This window comes from Planococcus citreus (assembly GCF_003664125.1).
GTDB lineage: Bacteria > Bacillota > Bacilli > Bacillales_A > Planococcaceae > Planococcus > Planococcus citreus.
On the sequence record NZ_RCCP01000005.1, the window covers coordinates 119,377 to 144,904 of the forward strand.

The window sequence follows — 25,528 nt, forward strand, 5'->3', positions numbered from 1 at the left end:
AAGGCGGCTTAAAACAATGGGTTTTCTTCTATGAACTCATATATTTTCTTGGTTAGCTCTTCAGGGGTGTCCGCTTCCACAATTTCACCGTTTACAAGTGCAAACAAGGATTCGGCACATTGGCTGCAGTAGCTTAGACAACCATATTCGAGTACATCCAGATTCGGGTCCTGCTCTAGTTTTGCAAAAGACTCTTCCGAACCATTGGCGAGATTGCTCATGCAAAATTCAATAATCGGGTTCATTCCAGCTCACCTCACTACTAGGAGATCCTACCGTGTTTCCGTGCAACCGTCAATTATTTGATTTTGCCTTGAAAGGATTGTGAAAGTTATCACAATCAGCTATACTCATATTTGGAATCAACAGCAGAATGACGGGCTAAAGGAGAATTATATGAAGAAATTAGTCTTACTAGGTGGCGGCTACGGCAACATGCGGGTCTTGCTTCGGCTCTTGCCGAATAATTTCCCGCAGGACATGGAAATTATTCTCATTGACCGTACACCTTTCCACAGCATGAAAACTGAATTTTACGCACTGGCTGCAGGAACCGAATCCGACCAGGAAGTGCGCGTTCCGTTCCCGGAGCACGAACGCCTGAAAATCGTCAATGGCGAAATTCGTGAGATCGGCCTGGAGGAAAAATGCATCTTTTTGGAAGACGGTCAACGCATCGCCTATGATGAATTGGTCATCGGGCTCGGTTGCATCGACAAATACCACGGCGTTCCGGGAGCGGATGAATTCACGTACAGCATCCAAACCATCGGCAACTCGCGGAAAACTTATGAAGCCTTGCTTGGACTGAAATCAGGAGCCACAGTCGGCGTGGTCGGTGCAGGGCTCAGTGGCATCGAACTTGCCAGTGAACTACGTGAAAGCCGCAAAGACCTGCAAATCAAGCTGTTTGACCGCAGTCCGCGAATTTTACGCGACTTTCCGGAGCGGCTTAGCAATTTCGTCAAGAAATGGTTCGATAATAATAACGTTGATGTCGTGTCCAATTCGAATATCACCAAAGTGGAGCCTAATCTGCTCCACAACCACGAAGAAACGATTCCGGTCGATGCAGTCGTCTGGACGGCGGGCATCCAGCCGGTCAAGCCGGTACGCGACTTGAATTTGGAAAGCGACAGTAGCGGGCGTGTCGTCATCAACCAATATCACCAATTGCCGAACGATGAGAATGTCTATGTCGTCGGCGACTGTGCCGCATTGCCAATGGCGCCTTCTGCACAGCTTGCAGAAGAACAAGCTGAACAGATTGTCAAAGTGCTGCGCATGAAATGGAAAGGCGAAGCATTGCCTGAGACGATGCCAGAGATCAAGCTGAAAGGCTTCCTTGGCTCGCTCGGGAAAAAACAAGGCTTTGCCTATCTCGCAGACCGTACCGTTACCGGACGCATTGCGCGTTTGATGAAATCAGGCGTCTTGTGGATGTATAAATGGCATAATGGGTAAAGAAAAAAGCGCTCCCCGGAGCGCTTTTTTACAGAGTGTTGAAGAAGTCTATTACTTCATTACGAATTAGAATGGAATCGTTTTTTTTACATTCAACAATCAACGAACTCTTTAAGTATTTGGAGAAGTGTTCGCTCGTAAACCCTTCTGCTCATAATGCTGCGCATTACTTTCGCAAAGATAATGTCTCCCGCAGGTCGACTTTATCTTTCCTGTGGAATAGCGAGATGACCGAGACCCCGCAAGGAATGAATGAGCGAAGCTTAGCTGAGCGCATTCATTTGCGACGCATCTGCCACGCAGATGTGGGAGCACAAGGGTTTCGAAGCGACTGAGGAGGCTTGGGCGTGAGCCCACGGAAAGCGAGCGATAGGCTTCGGAAAATACGATTTCTTACCTTTCTCGATAACCTGGAAAAAGCGCTCCCGGAGCGCTTTTTTTATTTATTCAGCAGCGGCAAAGCCGTGTTTCTCGAGCTCCTGGTAGACAGGCTTTAATTGAATATAGCCTTCGCCAACCACTTCACCTTCGATCAGCACGAGCGGGTAGAAAAACTCATCTTCCAAAATTCGCTCCGCATATTCTTGCTGTTTTGCATCTTGCAACGGTTTCTCAATATCGATATAGCTTATTGAAAATGGTTGGTCTTTGTATTTTCTGGAGATCGCTGCTTCGAGCCATTCGTAGGTATCTTTGGACGACGGGGCATTTACACAGCTGGCGCAGATCTGGTCGGTTCCGTAAACTTCGATGTTCGGGATTTTTGTCATGGATATTGGCCTCCTGGAAATTCATTATTGGCTTTTTGTGCTTATTCACATTATAATGATTGTAATGAAAGGAGTCGATAGAAATGACTGAAGCTATGATGGAAGATCAAGTAATGGAAGTCTTAGATAAATTACGGCCATTCCTTTTGCGCGACGGGGGAGACTGTGAATTGGTGGATGTAGAGGACGGCATCGTGAAGCTCCGTTTGCTCGGTGCTTGTGGCAGCTGCCCAAGTTCAACAATCACATTGAAAGCGGGCATCGAACGCGCGCTTGTCGAGGAAGTTCCTGGCGTCGTTGAAGTGGAACAAGTCTTTTAATATCCAGGGGCCTTTTGCAGGTCCCTTTTTATGTCTGCCCCATGCGGGTAGCAAAATGGAAAAGAAAGGGTGAACGTAGATGACACAAGTTGTAGAAATTACAGAAGCCGCTTCTTTCCAAGTGAAGGAAATGATGCGCCATAACGAAGAGGAAGGATCTTTCCTGCGCGTGGCTGTAAAAGGCGGCGGCTGCAGCGGCCTGACATATGGCATGGGTTTCGAGCCGGAAGCGGCAGAAACAGACGATCAATACGAACAGCATGGCATCCGTATCTTGATCAATAAGGAAGATGCACCGATTTTACAAGGGACTATAGTGGATTACAAGCAGTCCTTGATGGGCGGTGGATTCACCATCGATAACCCGAATGCCATCGCCTCATGCGGATGTGGAACAAGTTTCCGTACCGCGAAAAAAGCAGGGACTCCTGAAAACTGCTGATGCAAAAACCCGCTTTGTGACAAAAGCGGGTTTTTTTAATTTTCGCTTTTGTTGCGCATCTTGTGTAAGGGCATTCAACTGTTGAAAAGCATTTGCAAAAGGGCTAATATAGAGGATAGGTGTTTACTGGAATCTGTTTCATTATTTCCGGTACATAAAATGACTTGAAGGTGGTTGCGATTGTGTTGAAAAGACCGTCAATATTAGTATTAGGTGCAGGCTATGGTGGATTGACCACTGTAGTGAATCTGCAAAAAGAATTTGGGACAGACGCTGCGGACATTACGCTCATCAACAAAAATGAATATCATTACGAAAGCACATGGCTCCATGAAGCGGCAGCAGGAACACTGCTTCCGGAACAAGTGCGCTACGATATCGCAGACGTCATCGATACCGGCAAAGTGAACTTTGTTCAAGCCACTGTCGAAGGCATCGATGTAGACAGCAAAAAGGTTTCGACTGACAACGGAGAATTCACATACGATTATCTTGTCATCGGCCTTGGCTTTGAAGGGGAAACTTTTGGAATCGAAGGCCTCGACACATATGCGTTGTCGATCGCCAATGTAAAAGCTGCGCGTTATATCCGCGAGCACATCGAATTCCAATTTGCGACATGGTCTACTGAAGAAGTGAAGAACGACAGCCGTTTGACGATCGTTGTCGGCGGAGCCGGATTCACAGGAATCGAATTCCTCGGAGAACTTGCAAACCGCGTGCCAGAACTTTGCAAAGAGTACGACGTGCCGCGTGAAAAAGTACGTGTCATCTGTGTAGAAGCTGCACCGATGGTCTTGCCAGGATTCGATCCTGAATTGGTAGATTATGCAGTCGGCCATCTTCAAGCAAAAGGCATCGAATTCTCTATCGGAACGCCTGTCGTTGAAGCGACTCCAGAAGGTGTGAAGATCAAGAAGAATGATGATGAGTTTGAATTCATCTATGCTGGCACAGTTGTTTGGGCAGCTGGCGTCCGTGGCAACCGCTTGATTGAAGAAACATCCATCGAAAGCATGCGCGCGCGCATTAAAGTCGAAAAAGACATGCGTGCGCCAGGTTATTCCGATGTATTCATCGTCGGTGACTGCGCATTGATGATCAATGAAGAAACAAACCGTCCGTACCCGCCGACTGCACAAATTGCGATGCAGCAAGGCGAGCGCATTGCAAAAAACATCAAAGCGCTTGCTGGCGACGGGACGACGGAAGAGTTTGTTCCTGATTTGAAAGGAACTGTCTGCTCACTTGGCGATGAAGATGCGATTGGTGTTGTCTTCGGCAAGAAAGTGACAGGCAAACGTGCGTCGTTCATGAAGAAAATGATCGACAACCGTGCCTTGTACATGATTGGCGGCCCTGGCCTCGTCTTGAAAAAAGGTAAATTTAACGTACTATAAAAACGAAAGCCTCCCGGTGCGGGGGGCTTTTTTTCACATAGCCTGAAGGAGTGGGATTCATGTCGAAAAGCAAAAGAGGAGATGTTTGGCTCGGTGCTGCTGGGCTGGTCGTCAACCAACAAAACGAATGGCTCGTCGTCAAGAAGCGTTACGGCGGGCTTCATGGAAAATGGTCGTTGCCTGCAGGATTCGTCGAAAAAGATGAAACAGTGGATCAAGCAGCCTTGAGGGAAGTGAAAGAAGAAACCGGAATCGATTGTGCGGTGCTTGGCATGATCGGTTTCCGCTCGGGAGTGATCAAGGAGAGAATCAGCGACAATATGGCAGTATTCTTGCTGCGTCCCCTTGAAGACAAGCAACACATCCTAGTGCAGCAAGAAGAGCTCTACGAAGCTGCATGGCGCTCTCCTGAAGACTTATCGAAAGATGAAGATGCCTCGGTCATGCTACATGAAATGGCTTCGTACATAGTCGAGGAAGGGTTTGAACCAATCGAAGACGTCGACCCTGGTCATATTTTTGGCTATACTGACTATAAACTGTTTTTCCGGCATAAATACTAGAATCTAATTAACAGATAATTTAGAAAAAGATAGAATAATAAAGGATAAAAGAGAATAATGGAGATAAAGGCGTTTGTATCCGTTTACAAACGCTCTTTTTTATTTGCAGCGATTTGCGATACGTGATATATTACCAATTATCAGAATATTAAAAACAACAGAGGAGGTGTTTCGAATGACAGTCTTCAAGAAGAGAACTACTGCAACCCATTGCCCATACTGCGCGGGCCAAGGATATTTCCAACTACGGTTGGGCGGCTCCGAAACGTGCTCCTGCTGTTCAGGATCCGGGAAAAACAAATAAACTGTGAAAATATGAAAGAGCAGCTGCGATAGCTGCTCTTTTTTATATGGGCAGGGCTTCTGTGACAAAGTCATGAATACTGTTCCTCCACATTGAAAGGGCTTTGTCTTTCGGGTAAACTGAGGAAAGGAATAACGGAGGTTAGAGTCCATGAACAGTTCATTTACCATTGTCCAATTGATCATTTCCATCCTGCTTTTTTACGTGATGTTTTTCGGTATCGGCTTTTTGCTGAACATGCTGCTGCGCATGACGTGGCTAATGGCGGTCGTGTATCCGGTTGTCATCTTGCTTGTCATTGATGATGTCGGTGTATTTGATTACTTTACCGCCCCAGGCGAGTCCTTTTCGATGCTTGGGGAAACCATCCGTTCGTTGACGGGCAGCGATATTGCCGTACTGACGGCCGGTTTCCTCGGCGCAGTCACTTCTGGAATCGTCATGAAAATATTGCGCAAGATGGGGTATCAAATGTTTTGATGCCGTTTATAGAAAAAGAAAAGCCGGTCCGCAATTTGCGGTCCGGCTTTTTTCTAGAGCATGCTGTAGAAGACGACAGACAGCGCGATTCCTGTCAGCGCCCCCATGAACACTTCACTCGGTTTGTGGCCGAGCAGTGTTTTGAGTTCCTCGATTTTCTCTTCTTCTTTTTTCGAAGGCCATTTACGGGTTTCTTCCATGAAATTATTCAAATCTTGGCGCAAGCGGTTGATCGTCAATGCTTGTTGCCCGGCTTGAAAACGGACCCCGGTTGCGTCATACATCGTGATCACCGCAAACAAGGCGGATACCGCGAATACTGTGGATGAAATGCCTGCCTCATAGGCGACTGCGGTTGTCAGGGAGGTTACCGCGGCAGAATGAGAACTCGGCATGCCGCCAGTCGATGTGAAAAGCCCCCAATTCAATTCACGGGTCACTGCGTATTGAATGGGAATTTTAACGAATTGGGCGAAAAAAATCGCAAACAACGCAATCATTAATGGCGTATTGGATAAGAGTTCCATTTGGCAAGCAGCCCCTTCCACTTAAATTCCGTACAGAAAGTATATCATATGCCTATGGCAGTACGCGCTTTGTTAAGCTATTCCGGAAGCCGAAGTAATGTTACACTGAATATGCAGTTAAAAGGAGGATACTTATGGAAATCAATGTATTGAAACCCACAGAACAGAATGAAGCAGAAATTCTAATCGTCGGATTGAGCCGCCATCCCGATAATGCGGATGGCTGGAAAGGATTGGAGAAGCGCTTTGACGGACGCCTTGCTGATTGGATTAAAGGTGGTTTGTCATTCGACTTGAACTCGCTGAGCATTTATCCTACTTTAAAAGGCGATATCCCTCGTGTGCTATTTGTTGGGATAGGCGACCGCAAAAAACTGACGGAAGATGAGTTGCGCCGTTCATTTGGCATCGCAGGAAAGCAGTTGGTCAAAGAAAAAATTCGCCATGCCGCCATCTATACAGCTTCTTTCGAAAATGGGGAAGTGAACGGCGAACAAGTCGCCCATCTAGCGGCTGAGGGTATCCAAATGGGTGCATACCGCTTTGCCGATTACAAAACGAATTCCAATGAAGTGGATCACCGTGTGGAATCGCTGAGCTTTCTCACAGAGCAGCCAGCAGATGCCATCCGCCAGGCGGCTTTCGTCGGCACAGTTCATGCGGAGGCAGTTAATGAAGCAAGAACGCTCGTCAATATGCCCGCAAATATCCTGACGCCAACAGCAATGGCTGAATATGCACAAGAGCTTAGCGAAGCTTACGGATTTGAAACGGATATCCTCGGGCGCAGCGAAATTGAAGAGCTCGGCATGGGCGCGTTGCTTGCAGTCAACCAAGGTTCTGTTGAAGAACCGCGTCTGATCGTCATGAAATACAAAGCGACAGACAGTTTCGAAGCCCCGCTCGCACTCGTCGGTAAAGGCATTACTTTCGACACAGGCGGTTATTCCCTTAAGCCGAAAGACGGCATCGTCGGCATGAAAGGGGATATGGGCGGAGCTGCGGCTGTGCTTGGTGCAATGCGTGTCATCGGGGAGTTGAAGCCTGATAAGGACGTAGTAGCTGTCATAGCCTCTACTGACAATATGGTGTCAGGCAATGCCTTCAAACCGGATGATGTCATCACGTCGATGAGCGGCAAAACCATCGAAATCCTCAACACGGATGCAGAAGGGCGCTTGGTATTGGCGGATGCTGTCACGTACGCCAAGCAGCTCGGCGCAAGCCAGGTGGTGGATGTGGCGACGTTGACAGGCGGCGTCATTGTCGCGCTCGGCAAAGACAAAACGGGCGCGTTGACGAACGACGAAGCGTTTTACGGTAAATTGCTGGACGTCTCGAAGAAAACGGGTGAGTTCGTCTGGCAATTGCCGCTCACGGAAAGCGACAAAAAGCGGCTGCGCAAAAGTGATGTGGCCGACTTGAACAATTCACCCGGGCGCGACGGCCATATGATTTTCGGCGGCGGCTTTGTCGGCGAATTCGTCGGCGACACGCCGTGGATCCACCTAGATATCGCCGGAACTTCGCACGCCGATGCAGCGCATGACTTGGGCCCTGCTGGAGGCACTGGCGCCATGGTAAGAACACTGGCGTCATTTGTGGAAAAGTTGGGGAATAAGGAATAAAAAAACGCAGCCAATTTGGCTGCGTTTTTTTTATTCGTTTTCAAGTTCTTCTTGCTGGTTGTTTTTGCGCTTTTCAATTGCAGGGCCCATATCGTCACGCACTGTTTCTTCCGCGACTTTTATGCCTGTCATGTATGCGGCACGGCCGATCAGATGACCAGCAACCGGCTGCGTGATGAACAGGAAGGCGATGGCAATGACCATCTGCGTATTGAAGATGCCTTCATTAAACCAAAAGTGGACGAAGGTTCCGAGCAGGATTGACAATACACCGAGTGTCGAACTCTTAGAGGCTGCGTGTGTCCTTGTGTAGACATCTGGCAGCCTAACGAGCCCGAGAGCAGTGACGGCGCTGAACAGGACGCCAGTGCCGATTAAAAGGATGATTAGGATATCAACGAGGATCTCGATCGAAAATCTCCCCTCTCTCCAGGAATTTCGCAAAGGCGGCCGTTCCGATAAAGGACAGAATGCTCATCAAGAGAATGACCTCCAGGAAAAATTCCGTCTCAATAATCAAGGACAATAAAGCAACAATCGACACGAGCGTCACGCCGATCGCATCGAGTGCCACGACGCGGTCTGCAACCGTAGGGCCTTTGACGAGACGGAACAACAGGCCAGCAAAAGAAATGCTGACGATGAACAGGGAAACCCAATAAAACATCATCATGACCGGCTCACCTCCAATATCGCCCGTTCAAATGTATTCTTGATAGATGACACGGCCGAGTCAATGTCTTCGAAATCCAAGGCATGGATGTACAGGCGTTTTTGATCTTCGGAAATGCCGATTACCAAAGTGCCTGGAGTTAATGTGATCAATGCGGACAGCAAGGTTACTTGCCAGTCGTCATCGAGTTCCGTTTCCATTTCAAAAATGGCCGGTTTGATGTTCATGTTGGGGCTTATGACAATCGACAGCACCTGGATGCTTGACATGAAAAGTTCACGAAGGAACAACAGGAACAGTGAGATCAACGCCCAGACGCGTAGGATGTACAGCCGTTTTGAGAAAAACCGGCGCATCAAGATGATGATGCCGAGGCCAATCAGAAAGCCGATGACGAATCCGGAAGGAGTGAACGACACGGTCATGAACATCCAGACGAGCGCCAGGAAAAAATTCAATAGAACTTGTAAAGACATATTGACCTACTCCTTTAATACCGCGTCAATATAGAGCGATGGATTCAGTAGCACTTCACCTGCGTCCGAAATGAACGGCATGAAGAGTTCCGCACCGGCGCCGAGGAATACAGTCAAGGCGACGAGTATAGCTGTCGGGACGAACATCGATAGATAATGTTTTCGATCAATCGTGACAATCTTCACCGGTTCTCCCCAGAATGCATAGATGAAGATCCTTACAACACTTAGCAACACGAGCAAGCTAGTCGCCAGGATCACGAGGCTGCCCCAGAAATGGGTGCCTTCAAAACCGCCTTGGACGATCAGCAATTTGCCCGGGAAGCCGCTGAGCGGGGGGATGCCGGCAAGGCCGAATGCCGCGACCAGGAAGGTCCAGCCAAAGAACGGATAGCTCTTGATCAAACCGCCCATCTTGCGCAAATCGCTGGTGCCGAAAATGACGGTCAAGATGCCCACTAGAAGGAACAGTGCCGCTTTAATGAGCATGTCGTGGATCAAATAGAAAATGGAGCCTTCGACACCGGCTGCGTTCATTTGCGAAATCCCGAATAGGATAACGCCGACTGCGATGATGATGTTGTAGATGATAATCTTTTTTACATCAAAATAAGCAAGCGCACCGACGCAGCCTGCGAGGATCGTCAAGATCGCGATAATCGCCAGCAGTTCATGGGTAAAACCGGTATTCATCGTGAAGAATAAGGTATAGGTCCTCATGATCGCGTAGACGCCGACTTTTGTCAGCAAGGCGCCGAATAAGGCAAGAATCGCCATGGGCGGTGCGAAATAAGAACCTGGCAGCCAAAAGTACAATGGGAAAATCGCCGCTTTGAAACCGAAGACGACCAGGAACAAGACGGCAATGACCGTTAGGATGCCGACTGCTTCGATTTGCGGGATCTTGACAGCCAAGTCGGCCATATTGAGCGTACCGGTAACGGAGTAAAGGTAAGCGACCGCCGAAACGAACAATGCCGATGAAATGATGTTCACCAGCAAGTACTTAATTGATTCGCGCAGCTGCGGCTTTTCACCGCCGTGAACGATCAATGCATAAGAAGCCATCAACAACACTTCGATGAAGACGAACAAGTTGAAGATATCGCCTGTTGTGAAGGCGCCGTTAACTCCGGTCATCAAGAACAGGACAGCTGGATAGTAGAACGACTGCTCGCGCTTCACGCCAATCGTCGGGATGCTGTAAAACAATACGAACAGCGTGACGATGGTGGAACTCAGTACCAATAGCACCGAGAACATATCGGATACCATAGAGATGCCGAACGGGGCAGGCCAGCTGCCGAGCGTGACAGCTTGGACGCCATCACTGTTAACTTTCGAGAATAGCACAAGCGCCGAAGCGAGTGTCGCAACAACGCCGGCAATCGCCACTATGCGCTGCATGTGCAGCTTTTTCGGGAACAGCATCAAGATGGCGGCAAAAATCAATGGAATGACTACAGGGAACAAAGCTAAATTACTCATAATCTTCTGTACCTCTCAATAGCTCCATATTGTCTGTGCCAAGTTCCTGATAGGCGCGGTAGGCGAGCACCAGGAAAAATGACGTGACCGCGAACGAAATAACGATCGCTGTCAGGATCAGCGCCTGTGGCAGAGGGTCGGCATAATCGCTAACCGTTACCCCATCAGCCACAACAGGCGGCGCAGTGCCGCCGAGGCCGCCCATTGTCAATAGCAATAGGTGGGCGCCGTGGCTCAAAAGGCCTGTGCCGATAATGATGCGGATCAAACTTTTCGATAGCATTAAATATACAGCTGCCATGAACAATAAGCCGATGGCAACCGACATGACTATTTCCATTATTCATCCTCTCCAATCGTTTGAATAATGGTCATCGTTACTCCTACAACAACCAAATAGACGCCTATATCAAATAACAATGCCGAGTGCAGGGAGGTTTCGCCGAACAACGGCAAATCGAAATAATCATAGGCATGTGTGAAGAATGGGACATCAAAAAAGATCGATGCACTGGCGGTTGCGATAGCAATCAACAAACCGACAGCGGTCAGCACGACGTAATTAATCGGCAGGATCTTCTTGATTGTCGGGATGTCGAACGCAAGCATCAACAAGACGATGGCACTTGCGGTCAACAATCCCCCAACAAACCCGCCGCCCGGCGTATAGTGGCCGGCGAAGAAAATATGGACAGCAAACATCAAGATGATGAAGGTCACCACTTTCGTGGCGGTTTGAAGCATGACATCATTTGTTCTCATGCTGACCCTCCTTTTTCGTGAGGCGCAGGCGGATCATCGTAATAATTCCGATGCCCGCAATGCCGAGTACTGCAATTTCGAACAAGGTATCAAACCCGCGGTAATCGACGAGAATGACGTTGACGATATTCCCGCCGCCCGCTTCTTTATAAACCGTTTCCTTGTAGAATTCGGAAATCGAAGGCATAGCTTTTTGTGAATGGGCCGATAACGCGACCAAAGTCATTGTGACGCCAACGCCAAGTGCCACGAGTGCATTGCCAAAGCGGAATTTCATGCGCTCTTCTTTGCGGCTGATCTGCGGCAAATGATAGAACGCCAGCAAGAACAAGGCAACCGAGATGGTTTCGATAACGAGCTGTGTCAATGCCAAGTCAGGTGCACGGAAGATGACGAACAGCAGTGCCACTGAATAGCCGACAGCCCCTAGTGCGATAATCGCGGTCAGGCGGGACTTGGAGCCGAGAATCGTCAAAGTCGCACCGACCAATGCCAGAAGGATAACAATTTCATAAACGCCAATTGGCGCCAAATTGTTAAAGTCGATCTGGAACGCTTCGTTCAAGAACAAGGTCAGCAACACGATGAATGACATGAAGCTGAACATATAGACGAGGTATGACCGGATAAAACCTGTCATATAAATCCGGGAGAAGCGGTTGGCCCCTCCGTCGCTGAGCAGCATCATTTCATCATAAAGGCGGTTCAGTGAGATGGAATCCGGATATAGATCGTATAGATGCTGCCATTTGCGCAGCGTCCAGAACATCAAGCCACCGATTGCAAAAATACCTAGTGTCATGAATAATTCAGTGTTGAAGCCGTGCCACGCTGAAACGTGGATATCCACATTCTGCGGGGAATCATAAAGGAACGGCTGAATAGCGGCAACAGCGGGTTTCACAAGCCAATCCCCGATCAAGTTCGGGATGAAGAAAATCATTACGACGAGTGCGGCAAGGAAAACCGGTGAAATGAGCATGCCGATCGGTGCTTCATGCGCTTGTTTCGGCAATTGCTCCGGCTGATGTTTGCCGGCAAAAGTATGGAAGACGAAATATAAGCTGTAGATGAACGTGAAGACCGAACCGATCCAAGCGATGATCGGGAACAAAACCCACCAGACGTCCATCGAGAACATATTGAATTCCTGCAGCGACAGCATCGCCGTCAAGAACATCTCTTTACTGAGGAAGCCGTTGAAAGGCGGGAGGCCCGCCATTGACAAGGATCCGATCAATGCGACCGTGAAACTGACCGGCATCAAACTCATTAAACCGCCGAGTTTCCGGATATCGCGCGTCCCAGTTTCATGGTCGATGATGCCTGCGATCATGAACAGGCTTCCTTTAAAGGTTGCGTGGTTGATTAAATGGAATATCGCCGCGAACGCTGCGTATTTCAAATACGTATCAGCGGCGCCTTCTACATGATAAGCTGCTGCAGCAACACCGAGCAGTGACATGATGAGGCCCAACTGTGAAACGGTCGAGAAGGCCAGTATGCCTTTCAAGTCCTTCTGCTTCAAAGCGAAGAACGACGCCCACACCATCGTGAACAACCCGACGCCGGCAACAAGCCACATCCAAACTTCAGATAAGGCGAAGACCGGTGTCAAGCGGGCGACCAAGTAAATGCCGGCTTTAACCATTGTTGCGGAGTGGAGATAGGCACTGACAGGCGTCGGCGCTTCCATCGCGTCCGGCAGCCAGATATAAAATGGAAACTGGGCAGATTTTGTAAATGCGCCGAGCAGCACAAGCACCAGGGCCCAGATGAAGAAGTCATGCTGTGCAAGTTCTGGTGCTTGTGCAATCAATTCGCGGATCGAATACGTGCCGCCCATGATGCTGAGCAACACAAATCCCCCAAGCATCATCAAGCCGCCGAAGACGGTAATCATCATCGACTTCAATGCGCCGAATCGGGAGCGATCGCGCGTATACCAATAAGCGATCAGCAAGAATGAGGAAATCGAAGTCAATTCCCAGAACAAGTACAGCGTGATCAAATGATCCGATTGCACGACGCCAAGCATGGCGCTCATGAAGATCAATAGATACACATAGAAGTTATGTAATTGTTCGCGGTGCTTGTCCAAATAGAAAATCGAGTATAGCACAACGAGTGCGCCGATCCCGGTGATCAGCAAAGTGAACAATAAGCTCAACCCATCGAGATACGCAATAAAGGCGATATCGAGGGAAGGGATCCAGGAAAGTTCAGATACATAAGTGCCACCTTCCATAACTGAAGGAAGGCGGGTGGCGTAGTATAAGAACAGCGCTGCCGGAACCAGTAAAACGAACCAGCCTGTATGGATCTGGCCGAGTCGTTTAAATAGCAGCGGAATAAACAGCGCTGCAAGGATCGGTATGAAAATCAGAAATACAAGAGACAAATGAATCCTCCTTCCAAAGTGGTACGTGATGAGTTTCTAATTAAAAAGTATAACGCATTCAGAGCGGTTTTGCACCGTACACCCTTGCAGCTAGGAGGAAGAGCATAAAGATTTCATGTGTTTTGTAATAGGAAGAAACTCGATAAACAGAATATTGCGAATTTAAAAAAGTGTACACAAAAAACACTTGCTGAAAGAAGGACTCTATATCCAACAAGTGTTTTTTGGAAGATGTTAGGAGTGTTTCAGCTCTTGTTCCAAGAGCACATCTTCGAAATCCTGGTCCGGTTGTTTTTTTGTATACCAGAGGAAAACGAAGGCGAAAACGAATAATGATCCGGTTACAACGAAGACGGAAGAAATTCCGATAAACCCACTGACGATACCGCCGAACATCGGGCCGACGATATTGCCGAGAAAGCGGAAGCTGGTGTTATAGCCCATCACTTCGCCTTGGATATCGATTGGCGCTTCGCGGCGCATCAGGGCAGTCGTTGTTGGAATCATGCCGCCGACCGCTACACCGAAGAACAAGCGCAGAACGATCAGCTGCCAAAGCTCGGTGACAAAGGCTTGCGGGATGATGAACAAGAATGCGAGCAGCAACAGCAAGCCGAGAATCTTCTCATAACCGACCGAATCCCCGAGCCGTCCCCAGAGCCTAGCGAACAGCAAATTGCCGACGCCCGTCGCGCTGAACGTGACACCTGCGAGAAAGGCCACTTGGGCGGTCCCTTCCGTCAATTCCGCCACATACAAAGACAATAAGGGCTGGATGCTGAAATTGCCGATTTGGATCAAAGCGGTGATGATCATGACATTCAGCAGCAAGCGGTGATGCAAGATGCCCTGGATCACGGTGCTGCGCGCATAGACATGGGCATCTTTTCGTTTCGGCTTGCGGATTTCCTTCAGCCCGAAGACAACGAATAATGCGGCGATGCCAATGATCGTAGCAGTGATGAGGAACGTATAAGTGAAGCCGAACGCATCGGCCATCAAGCCGCCGAGCACCGGTCCGAACAAGGTACCCGACACGCTGCCCATTTGAAGCGTACCGAGCGTTTTGCCGGCCGTCTCCTTAGATGTTTGGGAACTGACGAATGCGAGTGAGGTCGGGATAAAGCCTGTAACGACGCCCATGAATAAGCGGATCATGAACAAGCCAAGGACGGAGTCAGCCGTCCCCATCAGAAAGATGCTGGTGGCAATCCCGAAGCCGTTGATGATCAAAATCGGCTTGAAGCCGTATTTGTCGGCGATGCGCCCCCATACCGGCGACATGAACAACGCAGCAACAAAAGTCACGCCGAACACCAACCCTGACCAGCGCTGAACATACTCATCCGAAAAACTGCCAAGCGATTCAATGTACAGCGACAAAAACGGCATGATCATCGTCGTGCTGCCGGCGACCAGGAAATTGGTGAACATGATGATGTAAAAGTTTCTTTTTTGAGTATCCAGTTGGAACCCCTTCTTTCTGAAAACCAAAACTCTTCCTATATTATATAATAGTTCGTTACCCGAAAAAAGCAGAATAAATTACCACTGTATTCTGAATTATTCTATGCTAGAATAAAGCGGGGTGAAACGAAATGAAAAAAACTTTATGGTCAGTAATGCTCCTGTTCTCTGTCGTTGCGTTAGCAGCATGCGGCAGCTCGGGAGAACAACAGGAAACAGGCGGAACAGAGCCTGCTTCAACAGAAGAAGTGCAAGGCTATCCGCAACTTGAACCAGGTATAACGGAAGAAACGGTTGTAGATCTGAATACATCAGAAGGCACGATCCGTATCCGCCTATTCCCTGAAATCGCACCAAAAGCAGTAGAGAATTTCCTGGGGCATGCCGAATCTGGTTATTATGACGGCGTTATTTTCCACCGCGTCATAGAAGATTTCATGTTGCAGACCGGTGACCCGACCGGCACAGGAGGCGGGGGCGAAAGCATTTACGGTGAGCCTTTCGAAGATGAATTCAGCGACCGGCTATTCAATTTCCGCGGTGCTTTGTCGATGGCAAATGCTGGGCCGGGAACGAACGGCAGCCAGTTCTTTATCGTGCAGGCAAAAGAAATAAAAGAAGGAAGTGCCTCTGATTACCCGGAAGAAATCACGGCAGCTTACGAAGAAATGGGCGGAACGCCTTGGCTTGACGGGATGCATACAGTCTTCGGGCAGGTCGATGAAGGCATGGATGTCGTCGACAAAATCGCAGCTGTCGAAAAAGGCGCAAATGATAAACCGCTTGAAGACATCGTCATCGAATCGATCGATATCATCGAGCAATAAGAAAAAGCTATCGCAGCGGGCGATAGCTTTTTTCTTTTTTCCAAACATATCAACGGAGTGCGCGGATGACTCGGCTGACACCATCTTCTAAGGTCTGTGTCGGGCACGCGATATTCATTCGCAAGAAACCGCGGCCGGCTTCGCCGTATTTTGATCCCGGCTCAAGCGCCACTTTTCCTTTTTCGAGCAGGCGTTTCATCACTTCGTCTTCGGTGAAACCGAGCGCCCGGTAATCGATCCACAATAAGTATGTCGATTGCGGTCTGCGAATCTTCAAGCCAGGCAATTCGCGTTCGAGCCGTTCCAACGCATAATCAATATGGTGTGCTAACACTTCGAGCAATTCATTCAGCCACGGTTCACCTTGTTCGTATGCGGCTTTCCATGCAACAGGCGCAAATGCATTTAGAGAACCAGTGCCGTGCGCTTGCATATGCTGTTCCAAACGAGAGCGTTTATCGGAATCGGGAGAAACGATCATCGCCGCTTGAATTCCTGCCAGGTTAAACGTTTTTGTCGGGGCGATGCATGTGAAGATGCGGTTTCGCTCGCTGCCGGCAACCGATAGCAGTGGTGTATGGGTTTCCCCAGCATGGATTAAGTCACTATGGATTTCATCCGAAAGAATCAACACATCATGGCGTGTGCATAACTGGACGATGTTCTCCAATTCAGTCGGTGTCCACAATTTGCCGCCGGGATTATGCGGATTACACAAAATAAACAACTGTGCTTTTTCGAGCTTGGCTTCAAAATCAACCCAATCGATGGTGTACTCGCCATCTTGCTCTGTCAATTCGGAGTACAGGACTCCGCGCCCAAGATTTTTAGGGATGGAGAAAAATGGCGGATAGACAGGCGGTGTTACCAGTACGTGATCTCCAATGTCGGTAAAGACGTCGATGATGCTTGCCATGGCTGGGATAACGCCTTGGTGAAACAGCATCCAATCTGTTTCGACTGTTAAGCCGTGGCGTTTTTTCAGCCAATTCGCAGCTGCTGTTTTGCACTCCTCGCATATGTATGAGTAACCGAAAATCGGATGTTCCAATCGTTCTCGCAAAGCGTCAGTCACTGGAGGCGGCGCCGGGAAATCCATATCCGCAACCCACATCGGCAATATGCCGGATGCATCCTGGATTCCATAGACTGACTCCATCCGCCCCCATTTCACCGAACGGCTGTCCCGCCGGTCATGTGTTTGTTCGAACAAATTCAAAGCAATCTCCTCATTTCTTTTTGGTTTCTATGATATTATAGCTGTTAACGATACAGGAATGATAGGTGAAAACGAATGGATACGGTGGACATGGATAAAAGAGCGCTGAGGATTATGGAAGGGTGGGACCCATTTTCTGTCGGCACTGGCGAGTACAATACAGAAGCGAATGATGTCATCGACAGGCTGCACGATATCGACCATCCATCAGATTTAGCGAAAGCGATCCAAGGCATTTACGAATCAAGCTTCAAGCAATGGATTCCGTTGGAGAAATGCGTGGAAGTCTCCTATAAGCTATTGGCTGTAAAGTATGAAGCAAAACACATCATTTGAAAAAAACCAAAATAAAAAAGCTCCGGCACAGTGCCGAAGCTTTTTTATTTTGGTGTTTCCAGTCCGTCAAGCAAGTTGGAAGCAGGTACTTCGAGTGCATTTGATAGCACAAGGATCGTTTGGACGGACGGTACTTCTTCGCCGCTTTCATAGGATTCAAGGCGCGCTGTGCCGATGCGTGTCTTTAAAGACAAGTCATCAAGCGACAAATTGCGTTCTTCCCGCAGCATTTTCAATTGGGTGTGCAAATCTTTTTTCAAAGTCATACACTCCTTTTCTTAAAGACTTCCTTCTAGCTCTATCATACCACGACGGAACGTTTTCTTACATATAGAGTTGTGGCATTTTTCGAACAATGAGATCATGAAAAGATATCGATGATGCCATTGATGAAGACGACGATGATGGCGGCTGGCGCAACATAGCGCACAAGCACACGCCACACTTCCACCCACTTCTGTTGCTGTGTTAATTCATTATGTGCATCTTTATTGGTCAGCACATATCCCGCAAACAGTGAGATGAACAATGCGCCGAGCGGCAAGCCGATGCGGCTCGTCAAGATATCCACAAAGTCAAAGAACGTATAGCCGAAGAAAACGGGCTCGCTCATGACGCCGAACGACAAGGCGCTCGGAATGCCGACTACAAAGATCGCCAAGCCGATAATGAATGCCAAACGGCGGCGGCGGTCGTATTTGTTCTTCACGGCGATCGAGACGGTAATCTCAAGCATCGAAATGGATGAAGTCAAAGTCGCGAACAATAAGAGGATGAAGAAAATGATGATCAGGAATTGGCCCATGAACAATTGGTCAAAAATGGCCGGCAAGATAATGAAGACAAGGCCTGGCCCCTGATCCGGCAAGTAATCAAGTGCAAATACTGCAGGGAAGATGATCAATCCGGCCATGATGGAAATGACGATGTTCAAAGTCACAACGCTTACAGCTGAACGCGTCAAATTCTCGGATTTCTTGAGGTAAGACGCATAAGTGATCATTCCGGCAACACCGACACTCAAGGAGAAGAACGCTTGCCCGAGAGCGACAAGTGCCGTTTCGAAATTGAAGAACGACCAGTCAGGCACGAACATAAAGCGGACGCCTTCCATTGCCCCGTCAAGTGTCAATGAACGGATCATCAAGATGACGAAGAAGATGAGCAAGGCCGGCATCATGATTTTGCTGGCGCGTTCAATGCCGGCCTTGATGCCGCCTTGGACGATCCAGATGGTTAGTCCCATGAACGCCGCTTGTGCGATCAGCACTTCCCATGGATTGCTGATAATGCCGCCGAACAACTCGGCAAAATCTGCATCGCCTAGCCCCGACAGTTGCAAAGTAACAGCGCGTACGAGATACGATAGCACCCAGCCGCCGACTACACTGTAAAAGGAAAGGATTAGGAAAGAAAAAATAAATCCGGACCAGCCAATTAAATACCACGGCTTTCCGGGTGCTTGTTTTTTGAGTCCGCTGACGGCATCTGCCTGTCCGCGGCGCCCGATAACGAATTCAGCAAGCAAAATCGGCAAGCCGATCAAGACAGTGCTCAGGATGAACAGCAAGATAAACACGCTGCCCCCGTTCGCGCCGGTTTCGTATGGGAACTTCCAGATCGCCCCGAGGCCGATTGCACTGCCGGCTGCTGCGAGTATGAAACCGATCTTGGACGTCCATTGTTCACGTGCTTTCATAATTGGTTCCTCCTAAATCGATTAGATTTCACTATTTTACACGAGCCTCCCAGAAAAAAATAGAATTATTTAAAAATGCATTGAATTTCTTCTGTATAATAGAAATAAAAGGAAATTCACGAGAAAGAGAGCTGATGGAGAGATGGATGAAAACAGCAATCCAGTAAGCGGGAATAGTCGAAACGAGGAACAGGACATGGCCCAACTGATAGAAGAGCTCAGGCGATTTGCTTATCAAAATGGCATGGCGGCCGAACAGACGGATATCTTTACCAGGCAGGTCCAGGAACGTGCAGGCAAAATGGATACTAAGGACGACCCGAAATTAAAACTCTATCGTGCCGCTGCAAAGCAATTAGCGCAATTTCCCGATCTGCAAAACGACGGCAGCTTGATTGGCTTCCAAGAAGACCGGGAAAGCCATTTGGCGCTGCAATCACTTCCGGTCAATAAGCGCATGGCAGTTGTTCTCCATTTAGTAAACGGCCTTGAAATATCTTTCGCTTCACGAGCGCTGCAACTGGAAGAACAAGAGATGCTCGGTTACATCGACAGCGCAAAAAGCGAGTTAGCGAAAACATTGGCCATAGAAGATCAGCAAGAACTGACGAAGCGGCTCGAATTCCTGGACAAATCCATCAAGCGGGTCAAGCTTCCAGATCGGGAAGCACCGATTGAAGAAAGCCCAGCTGCTGACGAACTGCAAAAAGAGCAAGCGCCGAAAGTGAAAAAACCGGCCATCTGGCTCGTCGCAGCATCGATTGCTTTGCTTGCCGGAGTCGTTGGAGCATCCTTTTTCTTCGACAGCTTCCGCCTGCCATCTGCCTCGGAAGCATCAGAAGGGCAGCTGACGCAGGAAATGGCAGATGAGATGGAACAGCAATACGAGGAAAAGAGGGAAAATGCCAAACAACGCCTAGGGGCGGAAGAAAAGCAATTTGCGGAGTTTACCTTTGTAGCTAACGCCGATCAAGAAAAAGACGAGCTGTTCAGCCGGAGCGAGCTGCAGCAACACAAAGACGACGCGGAACTTTTCACTCAACAGATGGAAGAATTGATTTGGATGATCGAAACGCCGAAAGGAATGGGCGAATCCTTGGCAAACTCAGGCCATATGCCAATCGATGAAATGGACCGTTTTATGGAACTATATTTGATGAAAACAAATGAACTGCAGGATTTTGCAGAAAACATTTTAAAAGATAACGAAGAACAATTACCCGCTGCATCCGAACATTATGGCGAGCCGCAGTTATTAATAGAAGATATCCCGGATGCATCTGCTGAACTGGAGCAATTGCTTGCTGCATGGCCAGAATACGGGCTGCGCTTCCGTCTGACAGATCCGGACAGGATGCATTTGTTGACGAAGGATATTGAACAGTTACAGCAGCTTCCGCAATTCCAGACACATCCATTTGCAGGGATGTATCTACCATTGGTCATGTTCCACCCTTATTTCGATGAACAAGGCTGGCTGGTCGAGCCGAACCATCTGATTGGCGCATTCGACGCTATGCTTTATTTATTGATTGATGAACCAACGGACAGCGCTTTAAAAACTGAGATCGAAGTGATGTATGAGCAGATCTTCTGGCAAATCACCAAAGGTTCGGACAGCGAAATTTATGAAGAGGGCACCGTTAAGCCCGAAATCCGCAAACTCTGGAAGACGCTCTCCTCATACGACCCATTGGCGGCGATCCTATTGCCGGTGATCGATGAAATGGAAGACAGCGGCTGGCAGCAATCCGACTCTTTGGACCGCTTGGAATACGGAGATAGTCTGGAGATGCTCAAGCTAGAACAGCAAGGGGAACTGAGTTCAACCTTGCCAAACGGTGATTTTCCATTAGAGTCGGAATTGGTAGACTTGGCGGATTTCGATTACGATCGTGTCAAGGAACTGTATGCGCGTTTCAAACAATCCTATGATATGGATTTGCTAGCCGGCGTGCAGCCGCTGGATGTTTACTTCCTTTATTTTTATGCGAACCAGGAGAAAGACCCGGAAACGATGTACCATCTGTTGGCGGACAGCAAACTTAAGCCAAGCCTGGAGCAGTATAGGGCAGACTGGGAGCCGATTCCTGAATTGACGGAAAATACGCTATGGGTTGAAATCCAGCAAGAAATGATGCAGCGCATCTACAAGAAAGTGATGATCCAGCCGGCAGTGGCGTATGAAGAGCAGGATATCGGGTTCCGCCGGTCCAATCCGCTTCAGCCAGCTTTAGTAACGGAACAGGACCATATTTGGCTCGTTCAATACGAGCAGCAAGAATTCTCTCAAGCGCCGGATCCGGAGTTGCAGAAACAGGGCATGGAGGCGTATAAAGCATTGGCGAATCAAGAGAAACTGCCGAAAAATACGTCGCCGCTCGTTGTCACGTATGCCTTATTGCATGCGATCGAACAAGAGGACGCAGCGGTCGCCAATGCCTTGCTAGTCCCCGGAACCGAGGGCCAGAAAATCGAGTTTTGGCGCAATTTTGCTGGAAGTCATCAAGTCGCAGGTTTCGATAATTTGAGATCAGTGTCATTCACGGCAACGGATTTAAATATCGAAAATGAAGTGGATGCCAGTCTTGAAATCTTATATGAAATAGAGGGCGCCAGTGAATGGTACGAACATTTGAATATGAAGAAAACACTGGATGGCTGGCGCTTCGAGTTGTTTCCTAGTTACTGATTTTACTCTTATAAGGAACCTGTGCTATAATGTACAGATGCCAATAGGTGTACAGTAATTTAGATAAAGACTAGGAGCGGTTAACTATGACAAAAACGTATCAAACAGGAGATAAAGTCTCCGGCAAAGTAACAGGAATCCAGCCATACGGTGCATTCGTTGCACTTGACGACCAAACACAAGGACTTGTCCACATTTCAGAAATTACGCACGGTTATGTGAAAGAAGTCAGCGAATACTTGTCTGTTGGACAGGAAGTAGACGTGAAAGTTTTGGACGTCGATACTAAATCGAAAAAAATCAGCTTGTCGATTCGCGCGTTGCAAGAACAGCCGCCGGCAGCTCAAAAAAGTGAAAAGCCGCGTCAATCTCTTCAGTCTCATGTGAACGAGAGCGACTCTGAAGGCTTCAACACTTTGAAAGACAAAATGCAGGAATGGATCAAACGTTCCGGCCAATAAGAACTCAATAAAACGCCCAATCGACATTACGTCGATTGGGCGTTTTTTTTGATCTTCCGCAGGCGGTATTGAAGATTCTGGCGGCTCATGCCGAGTGCTTGGGCTGCCTTTGTTACATTACCCCCGAAAAGGTCCATCGCTTTTTCCAAGTAATACATTTCCGCTTCTTGCAAATATTCCTCGAGCGGCAGTAAATCCTTATCGGAGCGGACCAGGAAATCTTCCGGCTGCAGCGACCCGCTTTGGGTTTTTAGCTTAAAGTGGTGCGGTAGCATGGAAGCTGTCACGACTTCCTGTGTCGTGACGAGTGATGTGATTTCATCCAACAGCAATTCGAGTTCTTTCAAGTTGCCCGGCCAGTCATAGCTGAGGAATAATTTCTCCACTTCATCTGACAAAGAACGTATGACCGATCCGACTTTCATGCGGTGCCTGGAGAAATAATCATCGACAAACGGTAGGATGTCTTCTTTCCTGCGGCGCAATGGTTCCACTTTGATGGTCATGGCCGAGAAGAAATAATATAAATCTTTTACTAGAGTATTAGAAGAGATCAGCTCGACGGGATCGTCACCGACGCTCGCGACAAAATAGCAATCGCCTGCCGCATGCCGTTCGACGACTTCAAGCAATTGCATCTGCAAGGCGCGCGGCAACAAGTCAATGCGCTCACAATAAATCGTGCCATGCTGCATGCGTTCAATTTCCTTATCCAACTCGTCAATCAACCGGCTATCGGTGCCGTGGCAATACAAGATATGCATCGGAAGCTCGGAAGCATGAGCGGAATGGATCGCTTCCGCGAGAAGTTCTTTTCCGGTACCTGATTCTCCGACCAATAACACGGGCAATTTCGCGGCTGCAGCTTTTTCTGCACGGGCAATGATGTTTTTCATGCTCGCCGATACGGCAGTCAAGCTCGCGAACGTAATCGGTTCCTCGTATTTTTTTAATGGTTGGTAGATGACACGCTCCAAAGTCGTGACATCCCGTGCAAGTTCAATCGCCCCAATCAATTCGCCGTTCTCAAAGACTGGATAACTATCGTTGATGGTCGTAATCTCTTGGCCTTTACGGTTCCAATACGTTTGTTTGATGTTCAAGATCGGGGTGCCGCTCGTCAGTACTTGCAGCAAAGTGCTCTGTGTTTGGTCGAAACGGAACATCTCCAAAAGCGACCGGTCCGTTAATTCCTGAAAATCGAAGCCTTCGATTTCCCGCATCTTGCGGTTATATAAAATGGTCTTCCCTTTGCTGTCTATGGCGTGTAAACCTACAGCCACGTGGTCTCCAGCGAATTTATAAAAAGGGGCCAAGTCTATTTGCGCATCGTTCATGGCCATCACTCCAAAATTTTTTTGACTTTTTAGATTAAAATACTTGAAAAACGCAATAATCTTTTGCATTATTATAAGTGGAAACAGATTAAGAGTGCAAATTTTTTTGCGCTCGCTCAATTATAAGGAGGATTCCCAATGATTCCCTACAAACATGAACCATTCACAGATTTCTCGATCGAGGAGAATCGCAATGCATACTTGGAAGGCCTGAAAACGGTTGAAGGATACCTCGGCCAGGATTACCCGCTAATCATCGGCGGAGAACGCGTAACGACTGAAGACAAAATCGTTTCATTCAATCCGGCGGATAAAGAAGAAATCGTTGGGCGCGTCTCCAAATCAAATAAAGAACTCGCAGAAAAAGCTATGCAAGAAGCGGACGCTGCCTTTAAAACATGGAAAAAAGTGAAACCTGAAGTACGTGCAGATGTCTTGTTCAGAGCAGCAGCGATCATTCGCCGCCGTAAACATGAATTCTCTGCGCTACTTACTAAAGAAGCAGGCAAGCCATGGAATGAAGCAGATGCAGATACTGCAGAAGCAATCGATTTCCTAGAATACTACGGCCGCCAAATGCTGCGCCTAAAAGACGGCATGCCAATGGAAAGCCGTCCTGGCGAATACAACCGCTATGACTATATTCCACTCGGCGTCGGCGTTGTCATCTCTCCGTGGAACTTTGCATTCGCAATCATGGCGGGTACAACAGTTGCAGCGATGGTAGCAGGGAACACGGTTCTTTTGAAGCCAGCTTCAACAACTCCGGTTGTCGCTTATAAATTCATCGAAGTATTGGAAGAAGCGGGCATGCCTAAAGGCGTCGTCAACTATATTCCTGGACCGGGATCTGAAGTAGGCGACTATTTGGTCGACCACCCGAACACTCGCTTCATTTCATTCACAGGTTCAAAAGAAGTGGGCTTGCGCATCGCAGAACGTTCTTCGAAAGTGAATGAAGGCCAAATCTGGATGAAACGCCTAATCGCTGAAATGGGCGGCAAAAACACAATGGTCGTCGACAACAATGCAGACCTTGAGCTTGCAGCACAATCCATCGTCAAATCCGCTTTCGGCTTCAGTGGGCAGAAATGTTCTGCTGGATCACGTGCGGTCATCGTTGAAGATGTCTACGACGAAGTACTTGAGCGAGTAGTGGAATTGACAAATGAACTAACGATCGGTAACACAGTTGACCAATCGAACTTCATGGGTCCTGTCATTGACGGAAACTCATATAAAAAAATCATGGATTACATTGAAATCGGCAAAGGCGAAGGCCGCCTAGTTGCTGGTGGAGATGGCGACGATTCCACAGGATTCTTCGTGAACCCAACGGTTTTCGCTGACTTGGATCCACAAGCCCGCATCATGCAAGAAGAAATCTTCGGGCCGGTTGTTGGATTGATGAAAGCAAAAGACTTCAAAGAAGCGATTGATATCGCCAACAACACAGAATACGGCTTGACTGGCGGCGTCATTACCAACAACCGTGAACACCTCGAGTATGCGCGCGACGAGTTCCATGTCGGCAACTTGTACTTTAACCGCGGCTGCACAGGCGCAATCGTAGGTTATCAGTCATTCGGCGGATTCAACATGTCCGGTACCGATTCAAAAGCAGGCGGGCCAGACTACTTGGTTCTTCATATGCAAGCACAAACAACTTCTGAGATGTTTTAATTATTCACTTAATGGTATAATGATGCACAAAAGGCAGACTCCGTGTCTGCCTTTTTTTAAAAAAGGTTCCGTTAAGCGCATACATCTATGAGTAGTGCCACATCACCTT

Annotated in this window: 28 protein-coding genes; 13 read left to right on the top strand and 15 right to left on the bottom strand. The window is 48.3% G+C overall.

What is annotated here, in order from left to right; genetic code table 11:
* Positions 1 to 8 precede the first annotated feature (8 nt).
* On the bottom strand, positions 9 to 245 hold the full coding sequence (locus DFR62_RS14850) for a YuzB family protein (RefSeq protein WP_058381198.1): 237 nt from the start codon (positions 243 to 245) through the stop codon (positions 9 to 11).
* A gap of 151 nt (positions 246 to 396) precedes the next feature.
* On the opposite strand from DFR62_RS14850, the gene DFR62_RS14855 reads away from it, so the two are divergent.
* Entirely contained in the window at positions 397 to 1,464 is a 1,068-nt protein-coding gene (locus DFR62_RS14855; protein ID WP_121301092.1) for an NAD(P)/FAD-dependent oxidoreductase, read from the top strand.
* Positions 1,465 to 1,907: 443 nt separating this feature from the next.
* On the opposite strand, the gene DFR62_RS14860 is transcribed toward DFR62_RS14855, so the two are convergent.
* Complete coding sequence (locus DFR62_RS14860; RefSeq protein WP_101190012.1) at positions 1,908 to 2,234, bottom strand: YuzD family protein; 327 nt, start codon at positions 2,232 to 2,234, stop codon at positions 1,908 to 1,910.
* 83 nt (positions 2,235 to 2,317) lie between these two features.
* Here DFR62_RS14860 and DFR62_RS14865 point away from each other — a divergent pair, with 83 nt between their 5' ends.
* From DFR62_RS14865 to DFR62_RS14885, 6 genes are all read left to right on the top strand, one after another.
* Positions 2,318 to 2,554 carry a NifU family protein gene (locus DFR62_RS14865; protein ID WP_058381195.1) on the top strand — a complete coding sequence of 79 codons (237 nt, stop codon included), beginning with the start codon at positions 2,318 to 2,320 and terminating at the stop codon, positions 2,552 to 2,554.
* A gap of 79 nt (positions 2,555 to 2,633) precedes the next feature.
* The gene (locus DFR62_RS14870; RefSeq protein ID WP_121301093.1) at positions 2,634 to 2,996 is read left to right on the top strand and encodes a HesB/IscA family protein; all 363 of its coding nucleotides are present in this window, start codon (positions 2,634 to 2,636) and stop codon (positions 2,994 to 2,996) included.
* Positions 2,997 to 3,181: 185 nt separating this feature from the next.
* Positions 3,182 to 4,396: an NAD(P)/FAD-dependent oxidoreductase gene (locus tag DFR62_RS14875; RefSeq protein WP_121301118.1), complete on the top strand. Its 1,215-nt coding sequence runs from the start codon at positions 3,182 to 3,184 to the stop codon at positions 4,394 to 4,396.
* Between the two features lie 59 nt (positions 4,397 to 4,455).
* Positions 4,456 to 4,959 carry an NUDIX domain-containing protein gene (locus tag DFR62_RS14880; protein WP_121301094.1) on the top strand — a complete coding sequence of 168 codons (504 nt, stop codon included), beginning with the start codon at positions 4,456 to 4,458 and terminating at the stop codon, positions 4,957 to 4,959.
* A gap of 175 nt (positions 4,960 to 5,134) precedes the next feature.
* Positions 5,135 to 5,263, top strand: coding sequence for a YuiA family protein (locus DFR62_RS17440; RefSeq protein WP_167456537.1), 129 nt, complete (start codon positions 5,135 to 5,137; stop codon positions 5,261 to 5,263).
* A gap of 150 nt (positions 5,264 to 5,413) precedes the next feature.
* Positions 5,414 to 5,743, top strand: a complete 330-nt coding sequence (locus DFR62_RS14885) for a YuiB family protein (RefSeq protein ID WP_058381191.1) — start codon at positions 5,414 to 5,416, stop codon at positions 5,741 to 5,743.
* Between the two features lie 53 nt (positions 5,744 to 5,796).
* Here the strand turns inward: DFR62_RS14885 and DFR62_RS14890 are convergent, their stop codons facing one another.
* On the bottom strand, positions 5,797 to 6,270 hold the full coding sequence (locus DFR62_RS14890) for a divergent PAP2 family protein (RefSeq protein ID WP_058381190.1): 474 nt from the start codon (positions 6,268 to 6,270) through the stop codon (positions 5,797 to 5,799).
* A gap of 134 nt (positions 6,271 to 6,404) precedes the next feature.
* Between DFR62_RS14890 and DFR62_RS14895 the strand changes: the two genes are divergently transcribed.
* Entirely contained in the window at positions 6,405 to 7,898 is a 1,494-nt protein-coding gene (locus DFR62_RS14895; protein WP_121301095.1) for a leucyl aminopeptidase, read from the top strand.
* A gap of 30 nt (positions 7,899 to 7,928) precedes the next feature.
* Here the strand turns inward: DFR62_RS14895 and mnhG are convergent, their stop codons facing one another.
* The 8 genes from mnhG to DFR62_RS14935 form a co-directional block, all read right to left on the bottom strand.
* Positions 7,929 to 8,342: a monovalent cation/H(+) antiporter subunit G gene (gene mnhG / locus DFR62_RS14900; protein WP_244201660.1), complete on the bottom strand. Its 414-nt coding sequence runs from the start codon at positions 8,340 to 8,342 to the stop codon at positions 7,929 to 7,931.
* Positions 8,293 to 8,571, bottom strand: coding sequence for a Na(+)/H(+) antiporter subunit F1 (locus tag DFR62_RS14905; protein WP_121301096.1), 279 nt, complete (start codon positions 8,569 to 8,571; stop codon positions 8,293 to 8,295). The genes mnhG and DFR62_RS14905 overlap by 50 nt, the downstream gene beginning before the upstream one ends.
* Positions 8,568 to 9,047, bottom strand: a complete 480-nt coding sequence (locus DFR62_RS14910; RefSeq protein ID WP_121301097.1) for a Na+/H+ antiporter subunit E — start codon at positions 9,045 to 9,047, stop codon at positions 8,568 to 8,570. Before DFR62_RS14910 ends, DFR62_RS14905 begins: the two co-directional genes overlap by 4 nt.
* A gap of 6 nt (positions 9,048 to 9,053) precedes the next feature.
* Positions 9,054 to 10,535, bottom strand: a complete 1,482-nt coding sequence (locus DFR62_RS14915) for a Na+/H+ antiporter subunit D (protein ID WP_121301098.1) — start codon at positions 10,533 to 10,535, stop codon at positions 9,054 to 9,056.
* Positions 10,528 to 10,875: a Na(+)/H(+) antiporter subunit C gene (locus DFR62_RS14920; RefSeq protein WP_121301099.1), complete on the bottom strand. Its 348-nt coding sequence runs from the start codon at positions 10,873 to 10,875 to the stop codon at positions 10,528 to 10,530. The genes DFR62_RS14915 and DFR62_RS14920 overlap by 8 nt, the downstream gene beginning before the upstream one ends.
* Positions 10,875 to 11,297: a Na(+)/H(+) antiporter subunit B gene (locus tag DFR62_RS14925; RefSeq protein ID WP_121301100.1), complete on the bottom strand. Its 423-nt coding sequence runs from the start codon at positions 11,295 to 11,297 to the stop codon at positions 10,875 to 10,877. Before DFR62_RS14925 ends, DFR62_RS14920 begins: the two co-directional genes overlap by 1 nt.
* On the bottom strand, positions 11,284 to 13,698 hold the full coding sequence (locus DFR62_RS14930) for a Na+/H+ antiporter subunit A (RefSeq protein WP_121301101.1): 2,415 nt from the start codon (positions 13,696 to 13,698) through the stop codon (positions 11,284 to 11,286). The genes DFR62_RS14925 and DFR62_RS14930 overlap by 14 nt, the downstream gene beginning before the upstream one ends.
* Positions 13,699 to 13,932: 234 nt before the next feature.
* The gene (locus DFR62_RS14935; protein WP_121301120.1) at positions 13,933 to 15,165 is read right to left on the bottom strand and encodes an MFS transporter; all 1,233 of its coding nucleotides are present in this window, start codon (positions 15,163 to 15,165) and stop codon (positions 13,933 to 13,935) included.
* Positions 15,166 to 15,296: 131 nt separating this feature from the next.
* Here DFR62_RS14935 and DFR62_RS14940 point away from each other — a divergent pair, with 131 nt between their 5' ends.
* Complete coding sequence (locus DFR62_RS14940; RefSeq protein ID WP_121301102.1) at positions 15,297 to 15,992, top strand: peptidylprolyl isomerase; 696 nt, start codon at positions 15,297 to 15,299, stop codon at positions 15,990 to 15,992.
* 49 nt (positions 15,993 to 16,041) lie between these two features.
* Here DFR62_RS14940 and DFR62_RS14945 read toward each other — a convergent pair whose 3' ends face one another.
* Positions 16,042 to 17,205, bottom strand: a complete 1,164-nt coding sequence (locus tag DFR62_RS14945; protein ID WP_338324996.1) for a MalY/PatB family protein — start codon at positions 17,203 to 17,205, stop codon at positions 16,042 to 16,044.
* Between the two features lie 81 nt (positions 17,206 to 17,286).
* Between DFR62_RS14945 and DFR62_RS14950 the strand changes: the two genes are divergently transcribed.
* On the top strand, positions 17,287 to 17,547 hold the full coding sequence (locus tag DFR62_RS14950; protein ID WP_121301104.1) for a DUF1871 family protein: 261 nt from the start codon (positions 17,287 to 17,289) through the stop codon (positions 17,545 to 17,547).
* A gap of 44 nt (positions 17,548 to 17,591) precedes the next feature.
* On the opposite strand, the gene DFR62_RS14955 is transcribed toward DFR62_RS14950, so the two are convergent.
* Together DFR62_RS14955 and DFR62_RS14960 are read right to left on the bottom strand one after the other, a co-directional pair.
* Positions 17,592 to 17,807: a helix-turn-helix domain-containing protein gene (locus DFR62_RS14955; protein ID WP_175578541.1), complete on the bottom strand. Its 216-nt coding sequence runs from the start codon at positions 17,805 to 17,807 to the stop codon at positions 17,592 to 17,594.
* A gap of 101 nt (positions 17,808 to 17,908) precedes the next feature.
* On the bottom strand, positions 17,909 to 19,246 hold the full coding sequence (locus tag DFR62_RS14960) for a sodium-dependent transporter (protein ID WP_121301105.1): 1,338 nt from the start codon (positions 19,244 to 19,246) through the stop codon (positions 17,909 to 17,911).
* A gap of 196 nt (positions 19,247 to 19,442) precedes the next feature.
* Between DFR62_RS14960 and DFR62_RS14965 the strand changes: the two genes are divergently transcribed.
* Together DFR62_RS14965 and yugI are read left to right on the top strand one after the other, a co-directional pair.
* Complete coding sequence (locus DFR62_RS14965) at positions 19,443 to 21,938, top strand: hypothetical protein (protein WP_135449592.1); 2,496 nt, start codon at positions 19,443 to 19,445, stop codon at positions 21,936 to 21,938.
* Positions 21,939 to 22,024: 86 nt separating this feature from the next.
* Positions 22,025 to 22,399: a S1 domain-containing post-transcriptional regulator GSP13 gene (gene yugI / locus DFR62_RS14970; protein WP_121301107.1), complete on the top strand. Its 375-nt coding sequence runs from the start codon at positions 22,025 to 22,027 to the stop codon at positions 22,397 to 22,399.
* Positions 22,400 to 22,425: 26 nt separating this feature from the next.
* On the opposite strand, the gene DFR62_RS14975 is transcribed toward yugI, so the two are convergent.
* Positions 22,426 to 23,736, bottom strand: a complete 1,311-nt coding sequence (locus DFR62_RS14975) for a sigma 54-interacting transcriptional regulator (RefSeq protein ID WP_121301108.1) — start codon at positions 23,734 to 23,736, stop codon at positions 22,426 to 22,428.
* A 138-nt stretch (positions 23,737 to 23,874) separates the two neighbouring features.
* On the opposite strand from DFR62_RS14975, the gene pruA reads away from it, so the two are divergent.
* Complete coding sequence (gene pruA / locus DFR62_RS14980; protein ID WP_121301109.1) at positions 23,875 to 25,419, top strand: L-glutamate gamma-semialdehyde dehydrogenase; 1,545 nt, start codon at positions 23,875 to 23,877, stop codon at positions 25,417 to 25,419.
* Positions 25,420 to 25,528: the final 109 nt, after the last annotated feature.

Bases quoted from the DNA above. Each gene is read 5' to 3' on its own strand.
- DFR62_RS14865 (WP_058381195.1), top strand. From the start codon at position 2,318: ATGACTGAAGCTATGATGGAAGATCAAGTAATGGAAGTCTTAGATAAA.
- DFR62_RS14885 (WP_058381191.1), top strand. From the start codon at position 5,414: ATGAACAGTTCATTTACCATTGTCCAATTGATCATTTCCATCCTGCTT.
- DFR62_RS14940 (WP_121301102.1), top strand. From the start codon at position 15,297: ATGAAAAAAACTTTATGGTCAGTAATGCTCCTGTTCTCTGTCGTTGCG.
- DFR62_RS14910 (WP_121301097.1), bottom strand. From the start codon at position 9,047: ATGTCTTTACAAGTTCTATTGAATTTTTTCCTGGCGCTCGTCTGGATG.
- DFR62_RS14965 (WP_135449592.1), top strand. From the start codon at position 19,443: ATGGCCCAACTGATAGAAGAGCTCAGGCGATTTGCTTATCAAAATGGC.
- DFR62_RS14920 (WP_121301099.1), bottom strand. From the start codon at position 10,875: ATGGAAATAGTCATGTCGGTTGCCATCGGCTTATTGTTCATGGCAGCT.
- DFR62_RS14925 (WP_121301100.1), bottom strand. From the start codon at position 11,297: ATGAGAACAAATGATGTCATGCTTCAAACCGCCACGAAAGTGGTGACC.
- DFR62_RS17440 (WP_167456537.1), top strand. From the start codon at position 5,135: ATGACAGTCTTCAAGAAGAGAACTACTGCAACCCATTGCCCATACTGC.
- DFR62_RS14860 (WP_101190012.1), bottom strand. From the start codon at position 2,234: ATGACAAAAATCCCGAACATCGAAGTTTACGGAACCGACCAGATCTGC.
- pruA (WP_121301109.1), top strand. From the start codon at position 23,875: ATGATTCCCTACAAACATGAACCATTCACAGATTTCTCGATCGAGGAG.
- DFR62_RS14850 (WP_058381198.1), bottom strand. From the start codon at position 245: ATGAACCCGATTATTGAATTTTGCATGAGCAATCTCGCCAATGGTTCG.
- DFR62_RS14905 (WP_121301096.1), bottom strand. From the start codon at position 8,571: ATGATGATGTTTTATTGGGTTTCCCTGTTCATCGTCAGCATTTCTTTT.
- DFR62_RS14890 (WP_058381190.1), bottom strand. From the start codon at position 6,270: ATGGAACTCTTATCCAATACGCCATTAATGATTGCGTTGTTTGCGATT.
- DFR62_RS14855 (WP_121301092.1), top strand. From the start codon at position 397: ATGAAGAAATTAGTCTTACTAGGTGGCGGCTACGGCAACATGCGGGTC.
- DFR62_RS14870 (WP_121301093.1), top strand. From the start codon at position 2,634: ATGACACAAGTTGTAGAAATTACAGAAGCCGCTTCTTTCCAAGTGAAG.
- DFR62_RS14915 (WP_121301098.1), bottom strand. From the start codon at position 10,535: ATGAGTAATTTAGCTTTGTTCCCTGTAGTCATTCCATTGATTTTTGCC.
- DFR62_RS14880 (WP_121301094.1), top strand. From the start codon at position 4,456: ATGTCGAAAAGCAAAAGAGGAGATGTTTGGCTCGGTGCTGCTGGGCTG.
- DFR62_RS14960 (WP_121301105.1), bottom strand. From the start codon at position 19,246: ATGAAAGCACGTGAACAATGGACGTCCAAGATCGGTTTCATACTCGCA.
- yugI (WP_121301107.1), top strand. From the start codon at position 22,025: ATGACAAAAACGTATCAAACAGGAGATAAAGTCTCCGGCAAAGTAACA.
- DFR62_RS14950 (WP_121301104.1), top strand. From the start codon at position 17,287: ATGGATACGGTGGACATGGATAAAAGAGCGCTGAGGATTATGGAAGGG.
- DFR62_RS14975 (WP_121301108.1), bottom strand. From the start codon at position 23,736: ATGAACGATGCGCAAATAGACTTGGCCCCTTTTTATAAATTCGCTGGA.
- DFR62_RS14895 (WP_121301095.1), top strand. From the start codon at position 6,405: ATGGAAATCAATGTATTGAAACCCACAGAACAGAATGAAGCAGAAATT.